The organism is Variovorax sp. RCC_210, assembly GCF_041355175.1.
Classification (GTDB): Bacteria; Pseudomonadota; Gammaproteobacteria; order Burkholderiales; family Burkholderiaceae_C; genus Variovorax.
Genome location: NZ_JBFUPJ010000004.1, coordinates 249,126 through 265,381, shown reverse-complemented (window position 1 = coordinate 265,381; position 16,256 = coordinate 249,126). Strand labels below are relative to the sequence as shown.

The following is a 16,256-nucleotide window of genomic DNA, read 5'->3' as shown; positions in this document are numbered from 1 at the left end:
GAAAAAAACGACCCGGCGCACCGTGGCGCGCCGGGCCTACCCTCCCTCCTACCCCCCGATGTGCATCGTGAACGCCGGTCCGCTGTTGAGCACGCATTGCCCGCTGCCCAACGTGGCCGAGTTCATCGTGTACTGGCAACTCAGGTTGCCGCCGCGGCTGCCGGTGGCATTCGCCACGCCGGTGCCCCGCGAGCCTGCGACCCGGGTTGCCTCTCCCTGAAACTGTTCGCCGCCGATCTGTGCGTTGAAGTGGCCGCGGCCGTTCATGTCGTTGGTCACCGTGCCGGCGACGGCGCCGTAGCGCGCGGCCTCCGGGTTCGACGGGTACAGCCGCGCATTGAAGGTCTGCGCCACCGGACCCGGCGCGACGGCATAAGACTGCGAGGAGGGCACCGCGGGAGCGGGTTGCCCGAGCGGTACCACGTAGCAGCCGCTGAGCGCGGTGCCCGCGAGCGCGGCGACGAGGGTGAGACGAACGAATGTGACGGAACGCGGAATGGTCATACGCTTCTGGGTGGCCCGGGCTGATGCCCGTGAAGCAAATGTGCCCGCCGGCGCTACCGGGGGCCTCGCATTTCGCCCCGAGTACCGTCTTGCGCGCCCGGAGGTAGTAGGGGCTGCTACTTCGGCCGTTTGCTGCGGGCGGCGACAATGCGCGCCATGAATTTCAAGAAATTTCTGGTGCCCGTGGGCGCCATCCTTCTCCTGGGGCTGGCCTGGCGCAGCGGCGGCTGGGGCGGCGTTGCCCTGGCTGCCGGCGCCATCGTGATGTTCTTGCTGCTGCACTTCAACCGCGCCATGCAGGTGCTCAAGCGCGCCGCCGACCGGCCCGTGGGCTACGTGGGCAGCGCCGTGATGCTCAACGCCAAGCTCAAGCCCGGCGCCACGCTGATGCACGTGATCGCCATGACCCACGCCCTGGGCGAACTGCGCTCGCCCAAGGACGAACAGCCCGAGCTGTACCGCTGGACCGACGGCGGCGGCTCCTATGTCGACGCCGTGTTCAACGGCGGCAAGCTGCAGAGCTGGGCCATGACGCGGCCGGACACGGACGGCGGCACCACGGCCGACGACCACACGCAGACCCCCGCGGCCTGATCGAACCCCGAGCGCTTTCCCCCGAGCGCTTTACCCCGGGCGCTTCACCCCCCGCGCGCCTTGCGCCCGGGCTGGCGCCACGGAGGGTTCGCCTTCGCCTGGTGCCGCGCCTCCTTGGCGAATTCCGCGCACGCATGCGTCATCAGGTCGGCCGACCGGTAGACCAGGAACACGTCGAAGTCGGGCAGCGCGTCGGTGATCGGCAACTTCTCCAGCAGGCCGGGCTGCAGCCGCAGCGGCCCCGCGCCGTGGAACACGAAGTCCGACCACATGCTGATCATGTCGGTCTGCGTGGCCAGCTGCAGGCCCAGCAGGTTCGACGCGCTCTGCACCATGCGCCGCGGCATCTCGAGCCCGTGCATCTGCATCGTGCTGACCAGCGGGCTGCCCGCGTCGTCGATCGGGTCGAGCACCAGCCAGTCGGCGTCCAGCAGCGGCTGCAGCTTGCGCACCCGCCGCAGCGGATGGCCCGCGCGCACCGACAGGTGCATGGCCACCGAGAACAACGGCTCCCACTGAAAGGCGTTGGTGCCCGGCCCGTTGCAGGTGGAAATCAGCCCCAGGTCGAGCCGCCCCTCGCGCAGCCCCTCGAAGATCTGTTGCGGCCGCAGCTCGAAGCAGCGCATCGCCACATTGGGAAAGCGCTGCCTGAACGACGCCATCGCATCGGGCAGCGGCCCGCTCGACGCCACGGCGGTGAAGCCGATGTTCAGCTGCGCCTCGTCGTGCCCGCGAATCGCCTCGATGTCTTCCAGCGCATGCCGCAGTTCCTGCTCGACCAGGCTCGCGCGCTTGACCAGCGCCACGCCGTAGGCCGTCAGGCTCACGCCGCGCGTGGAGCGCGACATGAGCGTCACACCCAGTTCGCGCTCCAGTTCCGAGATGGTCTTGGACAGCGCGGGCTGCGTGGTGTGCAGGCTGCGCGAGGCCTCGTGGATGCTGCCGTGCTGGGCCACGGCCAGCAGGACGCGCAACTGTTGCAGCTTCATCGTGGTGCCGCGTTCTCGAAAAAGGGGCGCGAAAACGCCGTCTTGGTGGTTCTCCCGATGGTGCCGAAGGGCTCTTTCTGTCGGGGATTCCGTTTGGTTATCGGCATGAAAATTTGTGATTCTTCGCTGCTGCGCTTTGCCTGAATACTCCGCCGCAAAGGGCCCTGCCGGGCACCTGCGCAACCTGTTCGTGGAGACATTAGATGAGCGAAGCCACCTTGCCTGCAAGCCCGATCGGGGGTTCTGCGTCCAGCGCCGCCGGCGCATCCAACGCCACCAGTGCCGCCCGGGCGAAGGCACCGCAGAGCCAGTTCCGCCTGATCGCGGCCTGCTCGCTGGGCAACGCGCTGGAGATGTACGACTTCACCGTCTACAGCTTCTTCGCGCTGCTGATCGGCAAGCTGTTCTTTCCCTCCGACAGCGCCTACGGCTCGCTGCTGCTGGCGGTGGCCACCTTCGGCATCGGCTTCGTGATGCGCCCGCTGGGCGGCGTGATCATCGGCAACTACGCCGACCGCAAGGGCCGCAAGGCCGCCATGACGCTGACCATCGGCCTCATGGTGCTGGGCACGCTGTGCATCGCGTTCGCGCCGACCTATGCGTCGGCCGGCGTGTTCGGCTCGCTGATGATCGTGGCCGGCCGGTTGCTGCAGGGCTTTTCGCTCGGCGGCGAAGTGGGCGCGGCCACCTCCATGCTGATGGAGGCCGGCGGCGTGAAGGGCCGCGGCTTTCGCGTGAGCTGGCAGCTCGCGAGCCAGGGCGTGTCGGCGCTGCTGGGCGCGCTCACGGGCGCCGCGCTGTACGCCGCGTTGCCGCAGGCCTCGCTGGAGAGCTGGGGCTGGCGCCTGCCGTTCCTGCTCGGCCTGCTGATCGCGCCGGTGGGCCTCTACATTCGCGCCAACCTCGACGAGACGCACGTTGCCGAGCGCCACGAGTCCAGCCCCGTGGGGCGCCTGCTGCGCGCGCACGGCGGCACGGTGCTCAAGGGCATCCTGGCCACCACCGCGGGCACGGCCACGATGTACCTGGTGGTGTTCTTCATGCCCACCTACATGATCCGCGTGCTGCACATGCCGCCGTCGCTGTCGTTGCTGTCGGGCTGCGTCACGGGCATCACGCTGTTTGTGGTGTCGCTGGTGGCGGGGCGCCTGGCCGACCGGCTGCCCAATCGCAAGCCGCTGGTGATCGGCTCGCTGCTGTTCAGCGTGGTCGCGGTGGTGCCGGTGTTCTGGCTCATCAGCCACTACCCGAGCGTGCCGCTGGTGCTGGCGCTGTCGGCGCTGCTGACGGCCAGCGTCAACATCGGCACCACGCCCATGTTCCTGATGCTGCTCGAGATGCTGCCGGCCGGCGTGCGCGCCAGCGGCATCTCGGTGATCTACAGCGTGGGCGTGACCATCTTCGGCGGCTCGTCGCAGTTCATCGTGACCTGGCTGCTGGCAAAGACCGACAACCCGCTGTCGCCGGCCTTCTACATGATGGTCTGCGGCGTGCTGAGCCTGGTCGCGCTGCTGAGCCTGCGCGAGCGCAAGACGGCCTGATGCGCGAACGCCGCCCCCTGGCCCGCCTTTTTCACCTTCATCGCAACGGATTTCTTTCATGACCCGCGAACTCAGCCCCCAGACCACCAAGCTACTGTCGCGCCTGCTGCCCCAGGCCGACGTTGACACGCAGGCCTTCGTCGACATTCGCCGGCAGATCCACGCCAACCCCGAGCTCGGCTTCGAGGTGAGCGCCACCAGCGAGCTGGTCGCGAACCTGCTGCGCAGCTGGGGCTACGCGGTGCACACCGGCATCGGCAAGACCGGCATCGTCGCGCAGCTGAAGCTGGGCAAGGGCACGCGCAGCCTGGGCATTCGCGCCGACATGGACGCGCTGCCCATCACCGAGGCCACCGGCCTGCCGTACGCGAGCCGCAACGCGGGCCGCATGCATGCCTGCGGGCACGACGGGCACACCGCCATCCTGCTGGCGGCCGCGAAGGCACTGGCGAAGGCGCGCAACTTCGACGGCACGCTGAACCTGATCTTCCAGCCCGACGAAGAGAACCTGTGCGGCGCGCGCGCGATGATCGCCGACGGCCTGTTCGAGCGCTTTCCCTGCGACGCGGTGTACGCGCTGCACAACGCGCCCGGCGTGCCGGTGGGCACGATGCTGGCCATCGAGGGGCCGGTGACGCTGTCGTCCGACGTGGCCGACGTCACCATCAAGGGCGTGGGCGGGCATGGCGCCATGCCGCACCGCGCGCGCGACCCGGTCGCCGCGGCCGCGGCCATCGTCACCGCGCTGCAGACCGTGGTGGCACGCAACGTGGCGCCCGACGACACGGCGGTGGTGTCGGTGGGCTTCATTCGCGGCGGGGCCACGCACAACGTGATTCCGCAGTCGGTGTCGCTGGGCCTGAACGTGCGCGCGGCGCGGCCCGAGACGCGCGCGCTGGTGGAGCAGCGCATCCGCGAGATCGTCGACTTCACCGCGCAGGCGCACGGCGTGCAGGCCGAGATCGACTACCGCCAGCTGGTGCCGCCGGTGGTCAACACCGCGGCCGAGACGCAACTGGCCGCGCAGGTGTGCGCCGAGCTGGTGGGCGAGGAGAACGTCGTCACGCAGGCGCCCAAGGGCTTCGCGGGCAGCGAAGACTTCGCCTGGATGCTCGACGCGTTGCCGGGCTGCTATTTGCTGCTGGGCAACGGGGAGGGCGAGTTCGGGGGCTGCATGGTGCACAACCCGGGCTACGACTTCAACGACCAGGTGCTGCCGCTGGGCGCCGCGTGCTGGGTGCGGCTGGCGCAGACCTACCTGGTCGCCTGAGCGTTCATCGAAGGCGCGTCAGAACAATGCGCTTCAGAACGGCGCGTCTTCTTCCTCTTCGGGCGCATCGGCCGGCGTCGTGGTCGTCGGTGCCTTCGCAGCAGGCTTGACCGTGTCGTCGGGCGGGGCCGCGGAGAACGCCGCTTCGCCGCCCAGCGCGTCGAGCAGCGCCGGCACCAGCTGGCCGAGCTCGCCGGTCGCGATGGCCACGTCGGCGTCGAAGTTGTCTTCCTTCTTGCCACCGGAGGCGCCGTCGCCCGTGCCTTCGAGGAAGGTGATCTTGCGGATCAGCATGCCCTGCGTGAGCTCGAAGGACACGCGGTCGTCCCAGGTGAGCGCCAGGCGCGTGGGGCGCTTGCCGTCGGTGATGTGCTGCTTCACCTCGTCGATGTCCAGCGCGTGCTTGGCGTAGCGCACCACGGCCTTGGAGTCGTCGGAGGCCTTGAGCTCGCACTCGCGGTCGATGCTGAAGCCGGCCGGCGGCTCCTGCGTGAGCAGCCAGTTGGCCATGGCGGCGGCCGGCTCGATCTGCGTGTTGACCAGCGCCACGGCAAAGCCGTCGAGCGACTTCACCAGGCTGGTGACCACCTCGTCGGCGCGCGTGGCGTTGCCGCTGTTGATCACCAGGCGGTTCTCGGCCTTGTCGATCCACACCGTCACGCGCGCGCTGCGGGTGAAGGCCATGGGCAGCAGCTCCAGCGTGATGTCTTCCTTCAGGTCCTTCTTTTCCTTCTTGCCGGGCTTGCGGCCGGTGGTGGCCTCGATGCTGGCGCAGCGCTCGTCGAGCTTGCGTCGCACCACCGAGCCGGGGACCTGCTTGCTTTCGATCATGTACTCGACCAGCCACTGGCCGTCGATGGATTCGACCAACGGGCCGTTGGCTTCGCCGCGGGGCTCGACCCAGCCGGCGGACTTTTCCTGCGAGGGGCCGCACGGCACGAAGCGCTGCTTGGCGAGCCCTTCTTCCGCCTCGGCCAGTGTTTGGGACCAGGCAGGTTCGATGCGATAGACGATGACGTTCTTGAATACGGACACGGAAACCCTTTTTCCACTGGTTTGGACAACCAACCATTGTCGGGCACCCTGCAGGAGCACGGCCGCGGGCTGCGCCTTAAAATCGAAAGCTTTTGCGACTGCCCCCGGTCGCACCCCACCGCTCCCAAAGGAATCAGGAAATGAGCTCGATCCCCCCCTCGCTGGACGACCGTGACGGCAAGATCTGGATGGACGGCGAACTCGTGGACTGGCGCGACGCCAAGATCCACGTGCTGAGCCACACGCTGCACTACGGTTGCGGCGCCTTCGAGGGCGTGCGCGCCTACAAGACGCCCGAGGGCACGGCCATCTTCCGCCTGGCCGAGCACACCGAGCGCCTGTTCAACAGCGCCAAGATCCTGCGCATGAAGATCCCGTTCACGCAAGAGCAGCTGAACGAAGCGCAGAAGCAGGTCGTTCGCGAGAACAAGCTCGAAAGCTGCTACCTGCGCCCGCTGATCTGGATCGGCTCCGAGAAGCTCGGCGTGAGCCCCAAGGGCAACAAGATCCACGCCATGGTCGCGGCCTGGTCGTGGGGCGCCTACCTCGGCGAAGAGGGCCTGAAGCGCGGCATCCGCGTGAAGACCTCCAGCTACACGCGCCACCACGTCAACATCACGATGACGCAGGCCAAGTCGGTGAGCAACTACACCAACTCGATCCTGGCCAACATGGAAGCGCTGGACGACGGCTACGACGAGGCGCTGCTGCTCGACGCGAGCGGCTTCGTGTCCGAGGGCGCGGGCGAGAACATCTTCGTGGTCAAGGGCGGCGTGGTGTACACGCCCGACCTGTCGGCCGGCGCGCTCAACGGCATTACGCGCAACACCATCCTGCACATCTGCAAGGACCTGGGCCTGGAGCTGGTGCAAAAGCGCATCACGCGCGACGAGGTCTACATTTCCGACGAGGCCTTCTTCACCGGCACCGCCGCCGAAGTGACGCCCATCCGCGAGCTCGACCGCATCGAGATCGGCAACCGCGGCGACGGCGGCTCGCGCGGCCCCATCACCGAGAAAATCCAGTCTGCCTTCTTCGACATCGTGAACGGCAAGAACCCCAAGTACGCCCACTGGCTCACGAAAGTCTGAATCCCATGTCCACCAATGCAGTCGTCGAACTCCTGGCCAAGGAGCTCAATCATCAAGGTGGCGTGTTCTGCCCCAGCCCCAAGGCCGACATGAAGCTCTGGAACAACCACCCGAAGGTGTACCTCGACGTGGCGCGCACCGGCGAAGCCAAGTGCCCGTACTGCGGCACGGTGTACCGCCTGAAGGCGGGTGAAACGGTGTCGTCGCGGCACTGAAAGCGCGACAGCGTTCCTGAGCCCTTCGAGGCTCGGGGCGCGAGGGCAAAGACGGCGCCGCGCAATGCGGCGCCTTCAGTCCGTCAGACCCTCTGCCCTACCAGCCCCGCCGGCCCATCAACCTGGTTGGGTCAACGATTCCACGCGGCGCGACGGCAGCAGGCCACGCCACGGATTCGGGTCGTTCTTCTCCTGCGCGAGCCGCAGGTAGATCATGGCGATCCACAGCAGCGCCAGCCCGATCTGCGCGTCGCGCAGCGCCGAGTTCACGCTCGACGCGATCAGCGCGATCAGCGTGGCCGCCAGCGCGTAGCGGCCCGCGATGTCGCGGCGCTTCCACGCCTGCCACACCGCCGTGACCATGATGAGCAGCAAGCTCAGCAGGGCCGGCAGCCCGCCCTGCGAGCCGACCCACAGGAAGTCGTTGTGCGGCATGTTCGAGTCCGCGAACAGCGCCGGGCCGCGCTTGTGCCACTGCTCGGTCCAGCCGCCGATGCCCCAGCCGGTGAGCGGGCGGTCGGCGATCATGCGGCCGGTGTCGCGGTACATGTAGTAGCGAATGATCCAGCTGCCGTGGAACACGGCGCCGTTCTGCGCGTCTTCGATTTCCTGCACGCCGGTCTCCACCTTGTGCTGCAGCTGCGGCAGCTGGTAGAGCCCCGCGCCCAGCACCACGGTGCCCAGCACCAGCGCGCCCACCAGCATCTTCAGGTGGCTGCGCCACTGGTGGATGCACACCACCGGCACCACCAGCAGCAGCGCAAGCACCGAGGTGCGCGAGGTCAGCGGCAGCGCCACCACCAGGCCCAGCCCGAGCATCAGCACGAAGGCCGGAATGGCGCGCAGCGGCCGGTGCGCGGCGATTTGCGCAATGCCCCACACGGCGGCCGTGGAGGCCACCACGCTGAACAGCAGCGCGTTGCTGATCGACTTGTTGCCCACCTCCATGACCACCGCGCGCAGCGGCGACCACAGCGGAAAGCCGATGGCGTAGTACGCCACCACCAGCAGCACGCCCAGCGCCGCGGCCAGCAGGAAGCCGCGCAGCGCCCACAGCGCTTCCTCGCGCGTGAGCGCCATCGCCATCAATATCGTGAGGCCGATGCGGATGCCGTGGAACAGGTTGGACGGGGTCTCGGGGTAGTGCCGCCCGAAGGCCAGCACCAGCAGCGTCCAGGCCAGGTAGGCCATCACAGGCCACCACAGCGGGTTGGCGCGCAGCCGCGCGAGGCGCTCGCGCCCGTCGCCGGCCACCACCAGGGTGAGCAGCAGCAAGATGGCTGAAAGGTAGGTGACGCCGACCGGCATGAACACCACCAGCCCCCAGAACATGGCCGCGGGCCGAACGATGTGCGATCTCTGCATAGGGGCGGAATTCTAGGTGCGCCCCGCGGCGCCAACCTGACCGAGGCCCCGCGTGCGGCAGGGCGTTGGCCCCGGGCGGTCCAGCGGCCTTCGGTGGCCTTGGGTGCCCCTCAGTGCCGGCTCAGTGCCGGTCAGTGCCGCTCAGTGCCCGCGCGCCGCCACCGGCAGGCGAATGACGAAGCTCGCGCCGCCGCCCGGCCGGTCTTCGCAGCGCACCGTGCCGCCGTGCCGCTCGGCGATCGACTTCACCAGCGCCAGCCCCAGGCCCACGCCGCCGTTGCGCTCGCTGGCGCCGGGCAGCCGGTAGAACGGCTCGAAGATGCGTTCGCGCAGCCCCGGCGGCACGCCCGGGCCGCAGTCGTTCACGCGCACCGTGGCAAAGCCGTTGGCGCTGCCCAGCTCCACCGCGATTTCGCCGGCGCCGTAGCGGCGGGCGTTTTCCAGCAGGTTGCGGATGGCGCGGCGCAGCAGGCGCGACACGCCCGGCACGGTGAGGGTGGCGTTGTCGGTGCCTTCGGCCAGGTCGAGCTCGGCGTTCACCTGCGAGCATTCCTCTGCGGCCAGGCCGGTGAGGTCGACCGCCTCGATGGTGCCCATGTCGGCCTCGCTGGCGTCCAGCCGGCTGGCCAGCAGGATCTCGTCGATGAGCTGGTCGAGCTCGCCGATGTTGCGCGAGATTTCCTCGCGCGCCGACTGGCTCGGGCGTTCGCCCATCAGCTCCAGGCCCATGCGGATGCGGGTGAGCGGCGAACGCAGCTCGTGCGAGGCGTTGGCCAGCAGCGACTTGTGCGAGCGCACCAGCTGTTCGATGCGTTGCGCCGACGCGTTGAATCGTTTCGAGAGATCTGCCACTTCGTCCTGCCCTTCTTCGGTCACGCGCACCGAGAGATCGCCTTCGCCCCAGCGCTGCACGCCGCGCTGCAGCGACTCCAGCCGCTGCGTGATGCGCCGCACGATCGGGTACACGCCCAGCGCCACCGCCACGCCCACCAGCGCGATCATCCAGCCCAGCCCGAAGGGCGTGCGCCACGGCGCGAAGCCGCCCGAGCCCGTGGGCCGTTCACGCGGCGCCACGCGCAGCGTGACCGACTTGCCGTCGCTCAGCGTCACGTCGAACTCCAGCCCCTGGCCGGGCACGCGCAGCGCGGTGCCCGCGCCGATCTGCTTGTCTTGCGCGTCCAGCACCACCACGTTGCGCGGCACCGGTGCCAGCCGCTCGCGCTCGGCTTCGGCCGCCTCGCGCACGATCCAGTTGGCCATCAGCGTGAGGATGACCACGCCGCCCACCACCGCGAGCCAGATGCGCACGTACAGGTGGCGTGAATAGAAGCTGCGCAGCATCATGAAAAGAGGCGGCCGCCGCCGGGCCGCCCCAAGGCGAGCCGCGCCTTGCCCTCGGGGGCGGGCGAACTGCACAGCGCGAAGCGAGTGAAAAGCCGGTGGGCTGACATTTTCTTAGTCTTGCTGCTTGGCGAAGACGTAGCCCACGCCGCGCACCGTGAGGATGCGCTTGGGGTTCTTCGCGTCGACCTCGATGGCCGCGCGGATGCGGCCCATGTGCACGTCGATGGAGCGGTCGAAGGCCTCGAGCTCGCGCCCGCGCACGGCCTCCATGATCTGGTCGCGCGTGAGCACGCGGCCCGCGCGCTCGGCCATGGCCACCAGCAGGTCGAACTGGTAGGAAGTGAGGTCGGCCAGCGCGCCGGCCACCGACACGGTGCGCGCGTTGCGGTCGATTTCCAGCGTGCCGAAGCGCATCACGGTGGAGGCCTCGGTCTCGGTGGCGTTCTCGCTGCGCCGGCGCAGCACGGCGCGAATGCGCGCCAGCAGCTCGCGCGGCTCGAAGGGCTTGGGCAGGTAGTCGTCCGCGCCGATCTCCAGGCCGATGATGCGGTCCATCGGGTCGCCCTTGGCCGTCAGCATCAGCACCGACACCTTGGACATCGGGCCCGGCAGCGCGCGGATGCGGCGGCACACTTCGAGCCCGTCGGTGTCGGGCAGCATCAGGTCGAGGATCACGAGGTCGGGCGCGTGCTGCTGCAGCTGCTCGAGGCCGTTCGCGCCGTCGGCGGCGTGGTTGAAGGCGAAGCCCGACTGCGTCAGGTATTCGCCCACCATCTGCGCCAGGCGGACGTCGTCTTCGATCATCAGGAGTTGGGGGGTGCTCATGCGCTTCATGGTCGTCCACAGGGAGCAAGCAGGCTTGAACGCTCCGTAAAGTTGGGTAAACCTCAGGGGGCCGTGTCAACCGGAGCTGCTGCGAAAAGCATAGCGCCCTGTCCAACGGCCGCCGGGGGGAGGTCGAGATTTTCCGCGAGCAATGCGCTCAGTTGCGTGGCGTCCACGTCGGCATCCGCCAACCGCGCGCGCTCGAGTATTTCGCCGGCCAGCTGCCGCAGCTGCACGGTCGAGGCGCGGATGCGCGCGCGAAACGCGGCGTCGTCCAGCGTGTCCTTCAGGCTGCGGTTGAGCTCGGCAAACCACGGCATCGCGGCCTGGTCGAGCATCACCGCCGGGTTGGCGCGCGCGCTGGCGGCCGACCAGTTGCGCAGCAGCGTCTGCACCGCGAGGTTCAGCCGCTGGCAGTGCTGCAGCTCGCCCTTCAGGCCGCCCAGCGCGTGCAGGTCGGTCAGGCGCTGCTGGAAGAAGATCTGCGACAGCACGCCCCAGTAGTAGGCGTAGTCCCAGATCACCTTCACCGGCAGCACCTCGGGGTCGCCGAAGAGCGGGTACTGGTCCTGGTAGAGGGCCAGCGTGCTTTCGTAGAACGAGTGGTAGAGCTGGTCGTACAGCTGCGCGCGCGAGTCGATCGGGCGGCCCGCGCGGTCCTGCGCGATCAGGTCGGTGATGTAGGTGTTGCCGATGGCGATGAAGTCGCTGCCCGGCGAATAGAAGGGGTCGAGGAACAGCCCCGCCTCGCCCGTCATGGCCCAGCGCTGGCGCCCCGAGAACACCTGCTTGCAGCCGTGCGAGAAGTGCTTGAGGAACGCGAAGTCCTGCAGCAGGTGGCGCTTGCCGTCCAGCGCCTCGTACAGGCGCGGCTGGTAGGTGGCGAACCACGCCATGGCCTTGTCGAAGGTGTCGATGGTGTCCAGCGGATGCAGCTTCGGGTCGGCCACGATGCCCACCGAATGCGAGCCCGAGGCCAGCGGAATCAGCCACGCCCAGTAGCCCGCGCCCACCAGGTGGTTGGTCGACAGCCAGCGCGCCTGCGGGTTGCAGCGCTCGCGCCACTCGGTGCTGTCGCTCCAGTCGTCGATGGCGATGCGCTCGCCAATGCGGAACCACACCGCGTTCACGTCGTGCGCGTTCGGCTCGGCCAGGCCCAGCTTGCGCTTGAGCATGCCGGCGCGCCCGCAGGCGTCGATGAGCCAGCGCGCCTGGGTGCGGTGGGTCTGGTCGCCGCGCGTCCACTCGATGTGGTGCGGCGTGGCGCCGCCTTCGGTGTTCTCGCTCAGGTCGATGCGGCGCACCAGCGCGCTGTCGATGAAGCGCACGCCCTGGCGCGTGGCCTCTTCGGCCAGGAAGTTCTCGAAGATGCCGCGGTCGATCTGGTAGCTGGGCACCGACAGGTAGCGGCTCGCGCCGATTTCGGTGACGTTCTCGACGTCGCTGCGGCCTTCGCTGAAGAAGAAGCGAAAGCCGAACTTGCGCAGCTGCTTCTCGTCCATGTGGGCCTTCAGGCCCAGCACGGTGTCGAAGTAGTGCGCGCCGATTTCCACCGACGACTCGCCCACCTTGTGCGCCGCGTGCGGCACCGGGTGCGCGCGGCGCTCCAGCACCAGTACGCGCAGGTCGCCGAAGCGCTGGCGCAGCTGCAGCGCCAGCGTGAGGCCGGCCAGCCCGCCGCCCATGATCACTGCGTCGAAGGAGTCAAGCGCAGTGTCGTTCATGGGTCAGCTCCTGGAAGTCGGTTGGATGGGTTGAATGGGTTGGATCTGCAGTCGAAGGGACAGCGTGGGCGACAGCGGCAGCTCGACGCTCCCGTGCGCCTCGCCGGCGTCACCCGCGTCGAGGTGCGCCAGCGACTCGTAGAGCCCCAGCGCGTCGGCCATCGGGTTGATGCCGGCCAGCGACCTGGCGGCCTCCGAGCGGGGCGGCGTGGGGGCGGTGGCTGCTTGCGCGCCGCTGGCCAGCGACCACTGCAGCGCCGCCACGGTGCGCTCGGTGGGCGCGGGCGCCAGCACCAGCGCCACCGCGAGCAGGCCGCGGCTGTCGGTGACGGACGTGAGCGCGCCGACCGTGGGCGTGTCGTAGCCCACCAGCAGCACCGCTTCCTGGTCGGCCGCGCACTGCACGGCCGCTTCGAGCAGGCCGGCGGCAAAGCTGTGTTCGTAGGCCGAGATGGCGTTGCTGGCGGCCATGCAGCCCGTGCCGATGGTCCAGTAGCCCACGGCCGCGTTGTGCACCGAGTTGTGGAACTTGGTGGGCGACAGCACCTTGGGGTCGGTCGCGAGCGTGCCGCACATGTAGTCGTTGATCGACAGGTCGCCGTGCGCCGAGGTGAACACGCAGGGCACGTCGGCCGCGTTGCGGCCCGAGGCGGCCATGGCGGCGGCGGCCACTTCGAGCGCCAGCGCCACGGTGTCGGGCGCGCGGCGGCGCTCGGCCGGGGCGAGCACCTGCGGCGCGGGGCGCTTGGCGGGCGGATCGCTCAACGTGCCTTCGCCGCGGAAGGCGGCGCGCGCGGCCTCCCAGCCCGGCAGCGTGGGGGTCCAGAAGGCCGGGCCTTCGATGTACAGCGTCGGGGGCACGGTGGCGTGGGTGGAAGCTTGGTTCATGTCGCTCATGCTGCCTTGCCGAACACGAGCGAGCAGTTGTTGCCGCCGAAGCCGAAGGAGTTGGACAGCGCATAGCGCACGTCGGCGTGCACCGGCGCGAGCTTGATCTGCGGGCCGAAGCCTTCGTCCAGCGTGCGGGTGTTGACCGTGCCCGGCATCAGGCCGCGCTCGATGGCCAGCAGGCTGATGACCGCCTCGACGATGCCCGCGGCGCCCAGCGTGTGGCCCATGAAGCCCTTGGTCGAGCTGGCGTGCGTGCGCGCGGGAAAGCGGCGCGCCACCAGCGCGCCCTCGACCTCGTCGTTCTTCTGGCTCGAGGTGCCGTGCATGTTGATGTAGTCGATGGCCTCTGGCGCGAGGCCGGCGCGCGCCAGTGCCTCGTCGAGCGCGCGCTCGGCGCCCAGGCCCTCGGGGTGGGGCGTGGACATGTGGTGCGCGTCGCTGGCTTCGCCGTAGCCCAGCAGCCGCAGCGGCGAGGCGTCGGCGCCCGCCTGCACGCGCTCGACCAGCGCGAAGCCCGCCGCCTCGCCCAGGCTGATGCCGTTGCGGTTGGCGTCGAAGGGGCGGCAGGGCTCGGTCGACACCAGTTCGAGCGAGTTGAAGCCGAACAGCACGCTGCCGCACAGCGTGTCGGCCCCGCCGACCACGGCCGCGTCGGCCAGGCCCAGGCGAATCAGCCGCTCGGCCGAGGCGAACACCTTGGCGCTGGACGAGCAGGCGGTAGAGATGGTTTCGCTCGGCCCGCTGATGCCCAGCAGCTCCTGCGTGAACATGGCCAGCGAATGCGGCGTGTGCACCGCGGCGCGGCGCTGGTCGAGCGGGAAGTTGCCTTCGGCGTCGAGCTGCGTGTAGGCCAGCTCGGTCTCGCCGATGCTGGCGGTCGAGGTGCCCAGGATGAGCGCGATGCGCGAGGCGCCGTACTTCTCGCGCGCTGCGGCCACCGCCTCGATGAAGCCGTCGGCCTGCAGGCCCATGTAGGCCAGCCGGTTGTTGCGGCAGTCCCAGCGCGCGAGCGCCTCGGGCAGCCGCACGTCTTCGACGCCGTCGACGCGGCCGATCCAGGTCGGCAGCGGCGCGTCGCCGAAGTCGTTGGCACGCAGGCCGCTGCGCGACTGCGCGAGCGCGTCGGCCAGCGCTTCCTTGCCGACACCGACGGCCGACGTCGCCGTGAAGGCGGTGATTTGGAGGGGGGAGATTCGAGGCGGCACGGTCTTTTTTGGGTGAGTTTGCTGGCGACGGAATGGCGCGAGAAAAGAAACAAAAAGCAGCAAAACTGAATGTATACGCGAAACAGCGTACCAGTTGCGGGCGCCGCGCCGCGTCGGTCGTGTCCTATAAGGCGCGGCGTCTTCAGGCCGCCGCGGGCTTCAGGCGCGCTCCGCGCTGTCTGCCGTCTGTCCGGCGGGTGCGCCTGCCGGGCTATGGGCACTCTGCGGGCGTGCCGTGGTCGTGAGCCGCGACGCCAGCGCCACCAGCACCAGCACCGGCACGCCCAGCAGCGCCGTGGCCGTGAAGAAGGTGCTGTAGCCGTAGGCATCGACGAACACGCCCGAGTAGCCGGCGATGAACTTCGGCAGCAGCAGCATCAGCGAGCTGAACAGCGCGTACTGCGTGGCCGAGTAGCTGATGTTCGTCAGGCTCGACAGGTAGGCGATGAAGGCGGCCGAGGCGATGCCGCCGGCCAGGTTGTCGGCCGAGACCACGGCGATGAGCGCCGTCAGGTCGTGCCCGCGCGAGGCCAGCCAGGCGAACAGCAGGTTGCTGGCCGCGCTCAGCACCGCGCCCAGCATCAGCACGCGCATCACGCCCAGGCGCATCGACAGCACGCCGCCCACGAAGGCGCCCGCCAGCGTCATGACCACGCCGTAGATCTTGCTGACCGTGGCCACTTCGTCCTTGGTGAAGCCCATGTCCACGTAGAAGGGGTTGGCCATGATGCCCATCACCACGTCGCTGATGCGGTAGATGGCAATCAGCGAAAGAATCAGCACCGCCTGCCACTTGTAGCGGCGGATGAAGTCGGCAAAGGGTTCGATGAGCGCGCCTTGCAGCCATTCGGCCGCGTTCTTCGCCTGCGGCAGCACGCGCCGCACGGGTTCGGGCGACAGCAGCACGGTGAGCACGCCGACCGCCATGGACGCCGCCATCACCAGGTAGGCCGTCTTCCAGGCGCCGTTCTGGTAGGCGGCCGCGCCGGTGACTGCGGCGGAGGCGGCGGCAGGCGCCACCTCGGCCCAGGCCGCGACCCACAGCACCCCCGCGCCGGCCCAGATCATGGCGAGCCGGTAGCCCGTCTGGTACGCGGCGGCGAGCGCGGCCTGCTTGCGCGTTTCGGCCGATTCGATGCGAAAGGCGTCCAGCGCGATGTCCTGCGTGGCCGAGCCGAAGGCCACCAGCAGCGCGCACCAGATCAGCGGCGTGAGCCCCAGGCGCGGGTCGTTCATGGCCATGCCGACCAGCCCCGCGATCACCATGCCCTGCGCCAGCAGCAGCCAGCCGCGCCGGCGCCCCAGCAGCGTGGTCAGCGGTGGCAGCGGCAGGCGGTCGACCAGCGGCGCCCAGACCCACTTGAAGCCGTAGGCCAGCCCGACCCAGCTCAGGTAGCCGATGGTGGCCCGGTCGATGCCGGCCTCGCGCAGGCGAAAGCTCAGCGTGCCCAGCACCAGCAGCAGCGGCAGCCCGGCGGAGAAGCCCAGCGCCAGCATGCGCAGCGTGGCGGGTTCCAGGTAGACCTTCAGCGCGTCGCGCCAGGGCGGGGAGGGCTGGGATGGCGTTGGAGGGGGCGTGGGGGTTTCTGCGGGCGTGGCGGACATGAGCCCCGGATTGTCCATGAGTGCCCGGGGTCATCACCGGGCGCTTTTGTCTTCATTT

At 69.2% G+C, this 16,256-nt stretch carries 15 protein-coding genes; 5 read left to right on the top strand and 10 right to left on the bottom strand.

All coding sequences use genetic code 11. From position 1 onward, the window contains the following. Positions 1-48: 48 nt before the first annotated feature. The gene (locus AB6807_RS16050) at positions 49-504 is read right to left on the bottom strand and encodes a hypothetical protein (protein ID WP_116911537.1); all 456 of its coding nucleotides are present in this window, start codon (positions 502-504) and stop codon (positions 49-51) included. 147 nt (positions 505-651) lie between these two features. Here AB6807_RS16050 and AB6807_RS16045 point away from each other — a divergent pair, with 147 nt between their 5' ends. Beyond that, on the top strand, positions 652-1,098 hold the full coding sequence (locus tag AB6807_RS16045) for a glycerate kinase (protein ID WP_371085352.1): 447 nt from the start codon (positions 652-654) through the stop codon (positions 1,096-1,098). 44 nt (positions 1,099-1,142) lie between these two features. Here the strand turns inward: AB6807_RS16045 and AB6807_RS16040 are convergent, their stop codons facing one another. Next, a complete protein-coding gene (locus tag AB6807_RS16040; RefSeq protein WP_371085351.1) occupies positions 1,143-2,087 on the bottom strand; it encodes a LysR family transcriptional regulator in 945 nt (314 codons plus the stop codon). A 203-nt stretch (positions 2,088-2,290) separates the two neighbouring features. Between AB6807_RS16040 and AB6807_RS16035 the strand changes: the two genes are divergently transcribed. Both AB6807_RS16035 and AB6807_RS16030 read left to right on the top strand, forming a co-directional pair. Continuing rightward, positions 2,291-3,628: an MFS transporter gene (locus AB6807_RS16035; protein WP_371085350.1), complete on the top strand. Its 1,338-nt coding sequence runs from the start codon at positions 2,291-2,293 to the stop codon at positions 3,626-3,628. Between the two features lie 58 nt (positions 3,629-3,686). Then, on the top strand, positions 3,687-4,898 hold the full coding sequence (locus AB6807_RS16030; protein ID WP_371085349.1) for a M20 aminoacylase family protein: 1,212 nt from the start codon (positions 3,687-3,689) through the stop codon (positions 4,896-4,898). Between the two features lie 33 nt (positions 4,899-4,931). Here the strand turns inward: AB6807_RS16030 and AB6807_RS16025 are convergent, their stop codons facing one another. Continuing rightward, positions 4,932-5,933: a recombination-associated protein RdgC gene (locus AB6807_RS16025; protein ID WP_116911532.1), complete on the bottom strand. Its 1,002-nt coding sequence runs from the start codon at positions 5,931-5,933 to the stop codon at positions 4,932-4,934. Positions 5,934-6,073: 140 nt separating this feature from the next. Here AB6807_RS16025 and AB6807_RS16020 point away from each other — a divergent pair, with 140 nt between their 5' ends. Next, the gene (locus tag AB6807_RS16020; protein WP_371085348.1) at positions 6,074-7,024 is read left to right on the top strand and encodes a branched-chain amino acid transaminase; all 951 of its coding nucleotides are present in this window, start codon (positions 6,074-6,076) and stop codon (positions 7,022-7,024) included. Between the two features lie 5 nt (positions 7,025-7,029). Continuing rightward, the gene (locus tag AB6807_RS16015) at positions 7,030-7,239 is read left to right on the top strand and encodes a zinc-finger domain-containing protein (RefSeq protein WP_093127844.1); all 210 of its coding nucleotides are present in this window, start codon (positions 7,030-7,032) and stop codon (positions 7,237-7,239) included. Positions 7,240-7,356: 117 nt separating this feature from the next. On the opposite strand, the gene AB6807_RS16010 is transcribed toward AB6807_RS16015, so the two are convergent. The 7 genes from AB6807_RS16010 to AB6807_RS15980 all read right to left on the bottom strand — a co-directional run bounded on the left by AB6807_RS16010 (position 7,357) and on the right by AB6807_RS15980 (position 16,216). Beyond that, complete coding sequence (locus AB6807_RS16010; protein WP_371085347.1) at positions 7,357-8,604, bottom strand: O-antigen ligase family protein; 1,248 nt, start codon at positions 8,602-8,604, stop codon at positions 7,357-7,359. A 141-nt stretch (positions 8,605-8,745) separates the two neighbouring features. Beyond that, positions 8,746-9,948: an ATP-binding protein gene (locus AB6807_RS16005; protein WP_371085346.1), complete on the bottom strand. Its 1,203-nt coding sequence runs from the start codon at positions 9,946-9,948 to the stop codon at positions 8,746-8,748. Positions 9,949-10,059: 111 nt separating this feature from the next. Continuing rightward, positions 10,060-10,782: a response regulator transcription factor gene (locus tag AB6807_RS16000; RefSeq protein ID WP_116911528.1), complete on the bottom strand. Its 723-nt coding sequence runs from the start codon at positions 10,780-10,782 to the stop codon at positions 10,060-10,062. A 53-nt stretch (positions 10,783-10,835) separates the two neighbouring features. After that, positions 10,836-12,497, bottom strand: a complete 1,662-nt coding sequence (locus AB6807_RS15995) for an NAD(P)/FAD-dependent oxidoreductase (protein WP_371085345.1) — start codon at positions 12,495-12,497, stop codon at positions 10,836-10,838. A gap of 3 nt (positions 12,498-12,500) precedes the next feature. Further along, a complete protein-coding gene (locus AB6807_RS15990) occupies positions 12,501-13,385 on the bottom strand; it encodes a beta-ketoacyl synthase chain length factor (protein WP_371085344.1) in 885 nt (294 codons plus the stop codon). Between the two features lie 5 nt (positions 13,386-13,390). Further along, positions 13,391-14,593 (bottom strand): beta-ketoacyl-[acyl-carrier-protein] synthase family protein, encoded by a 1,203-nt coding sequence (locus AB6807_RS15985; RefSeq protein WP_207786761.1) that lies wholly within the window; start codon positions 14,591-14,593, stop codon positions 13,391-13,393. Positions 14,594-14,752: 159 nt separating this feature from the next. Beyond that, positions 14,753-16,216 carry an MFS transporter gene (locus AB6807_RS15980; protein ID WP_371085343.1) on the bottom strand — a complete coding sequence of 488 codons (1,464 nt, stop codon included), beginning with the start codon at positions 16,214-16,216 and terminating at the stop codon, positions 14,753-14,755. Positions 16,217-16,256 lie beyond the last annotated feature (40 nt).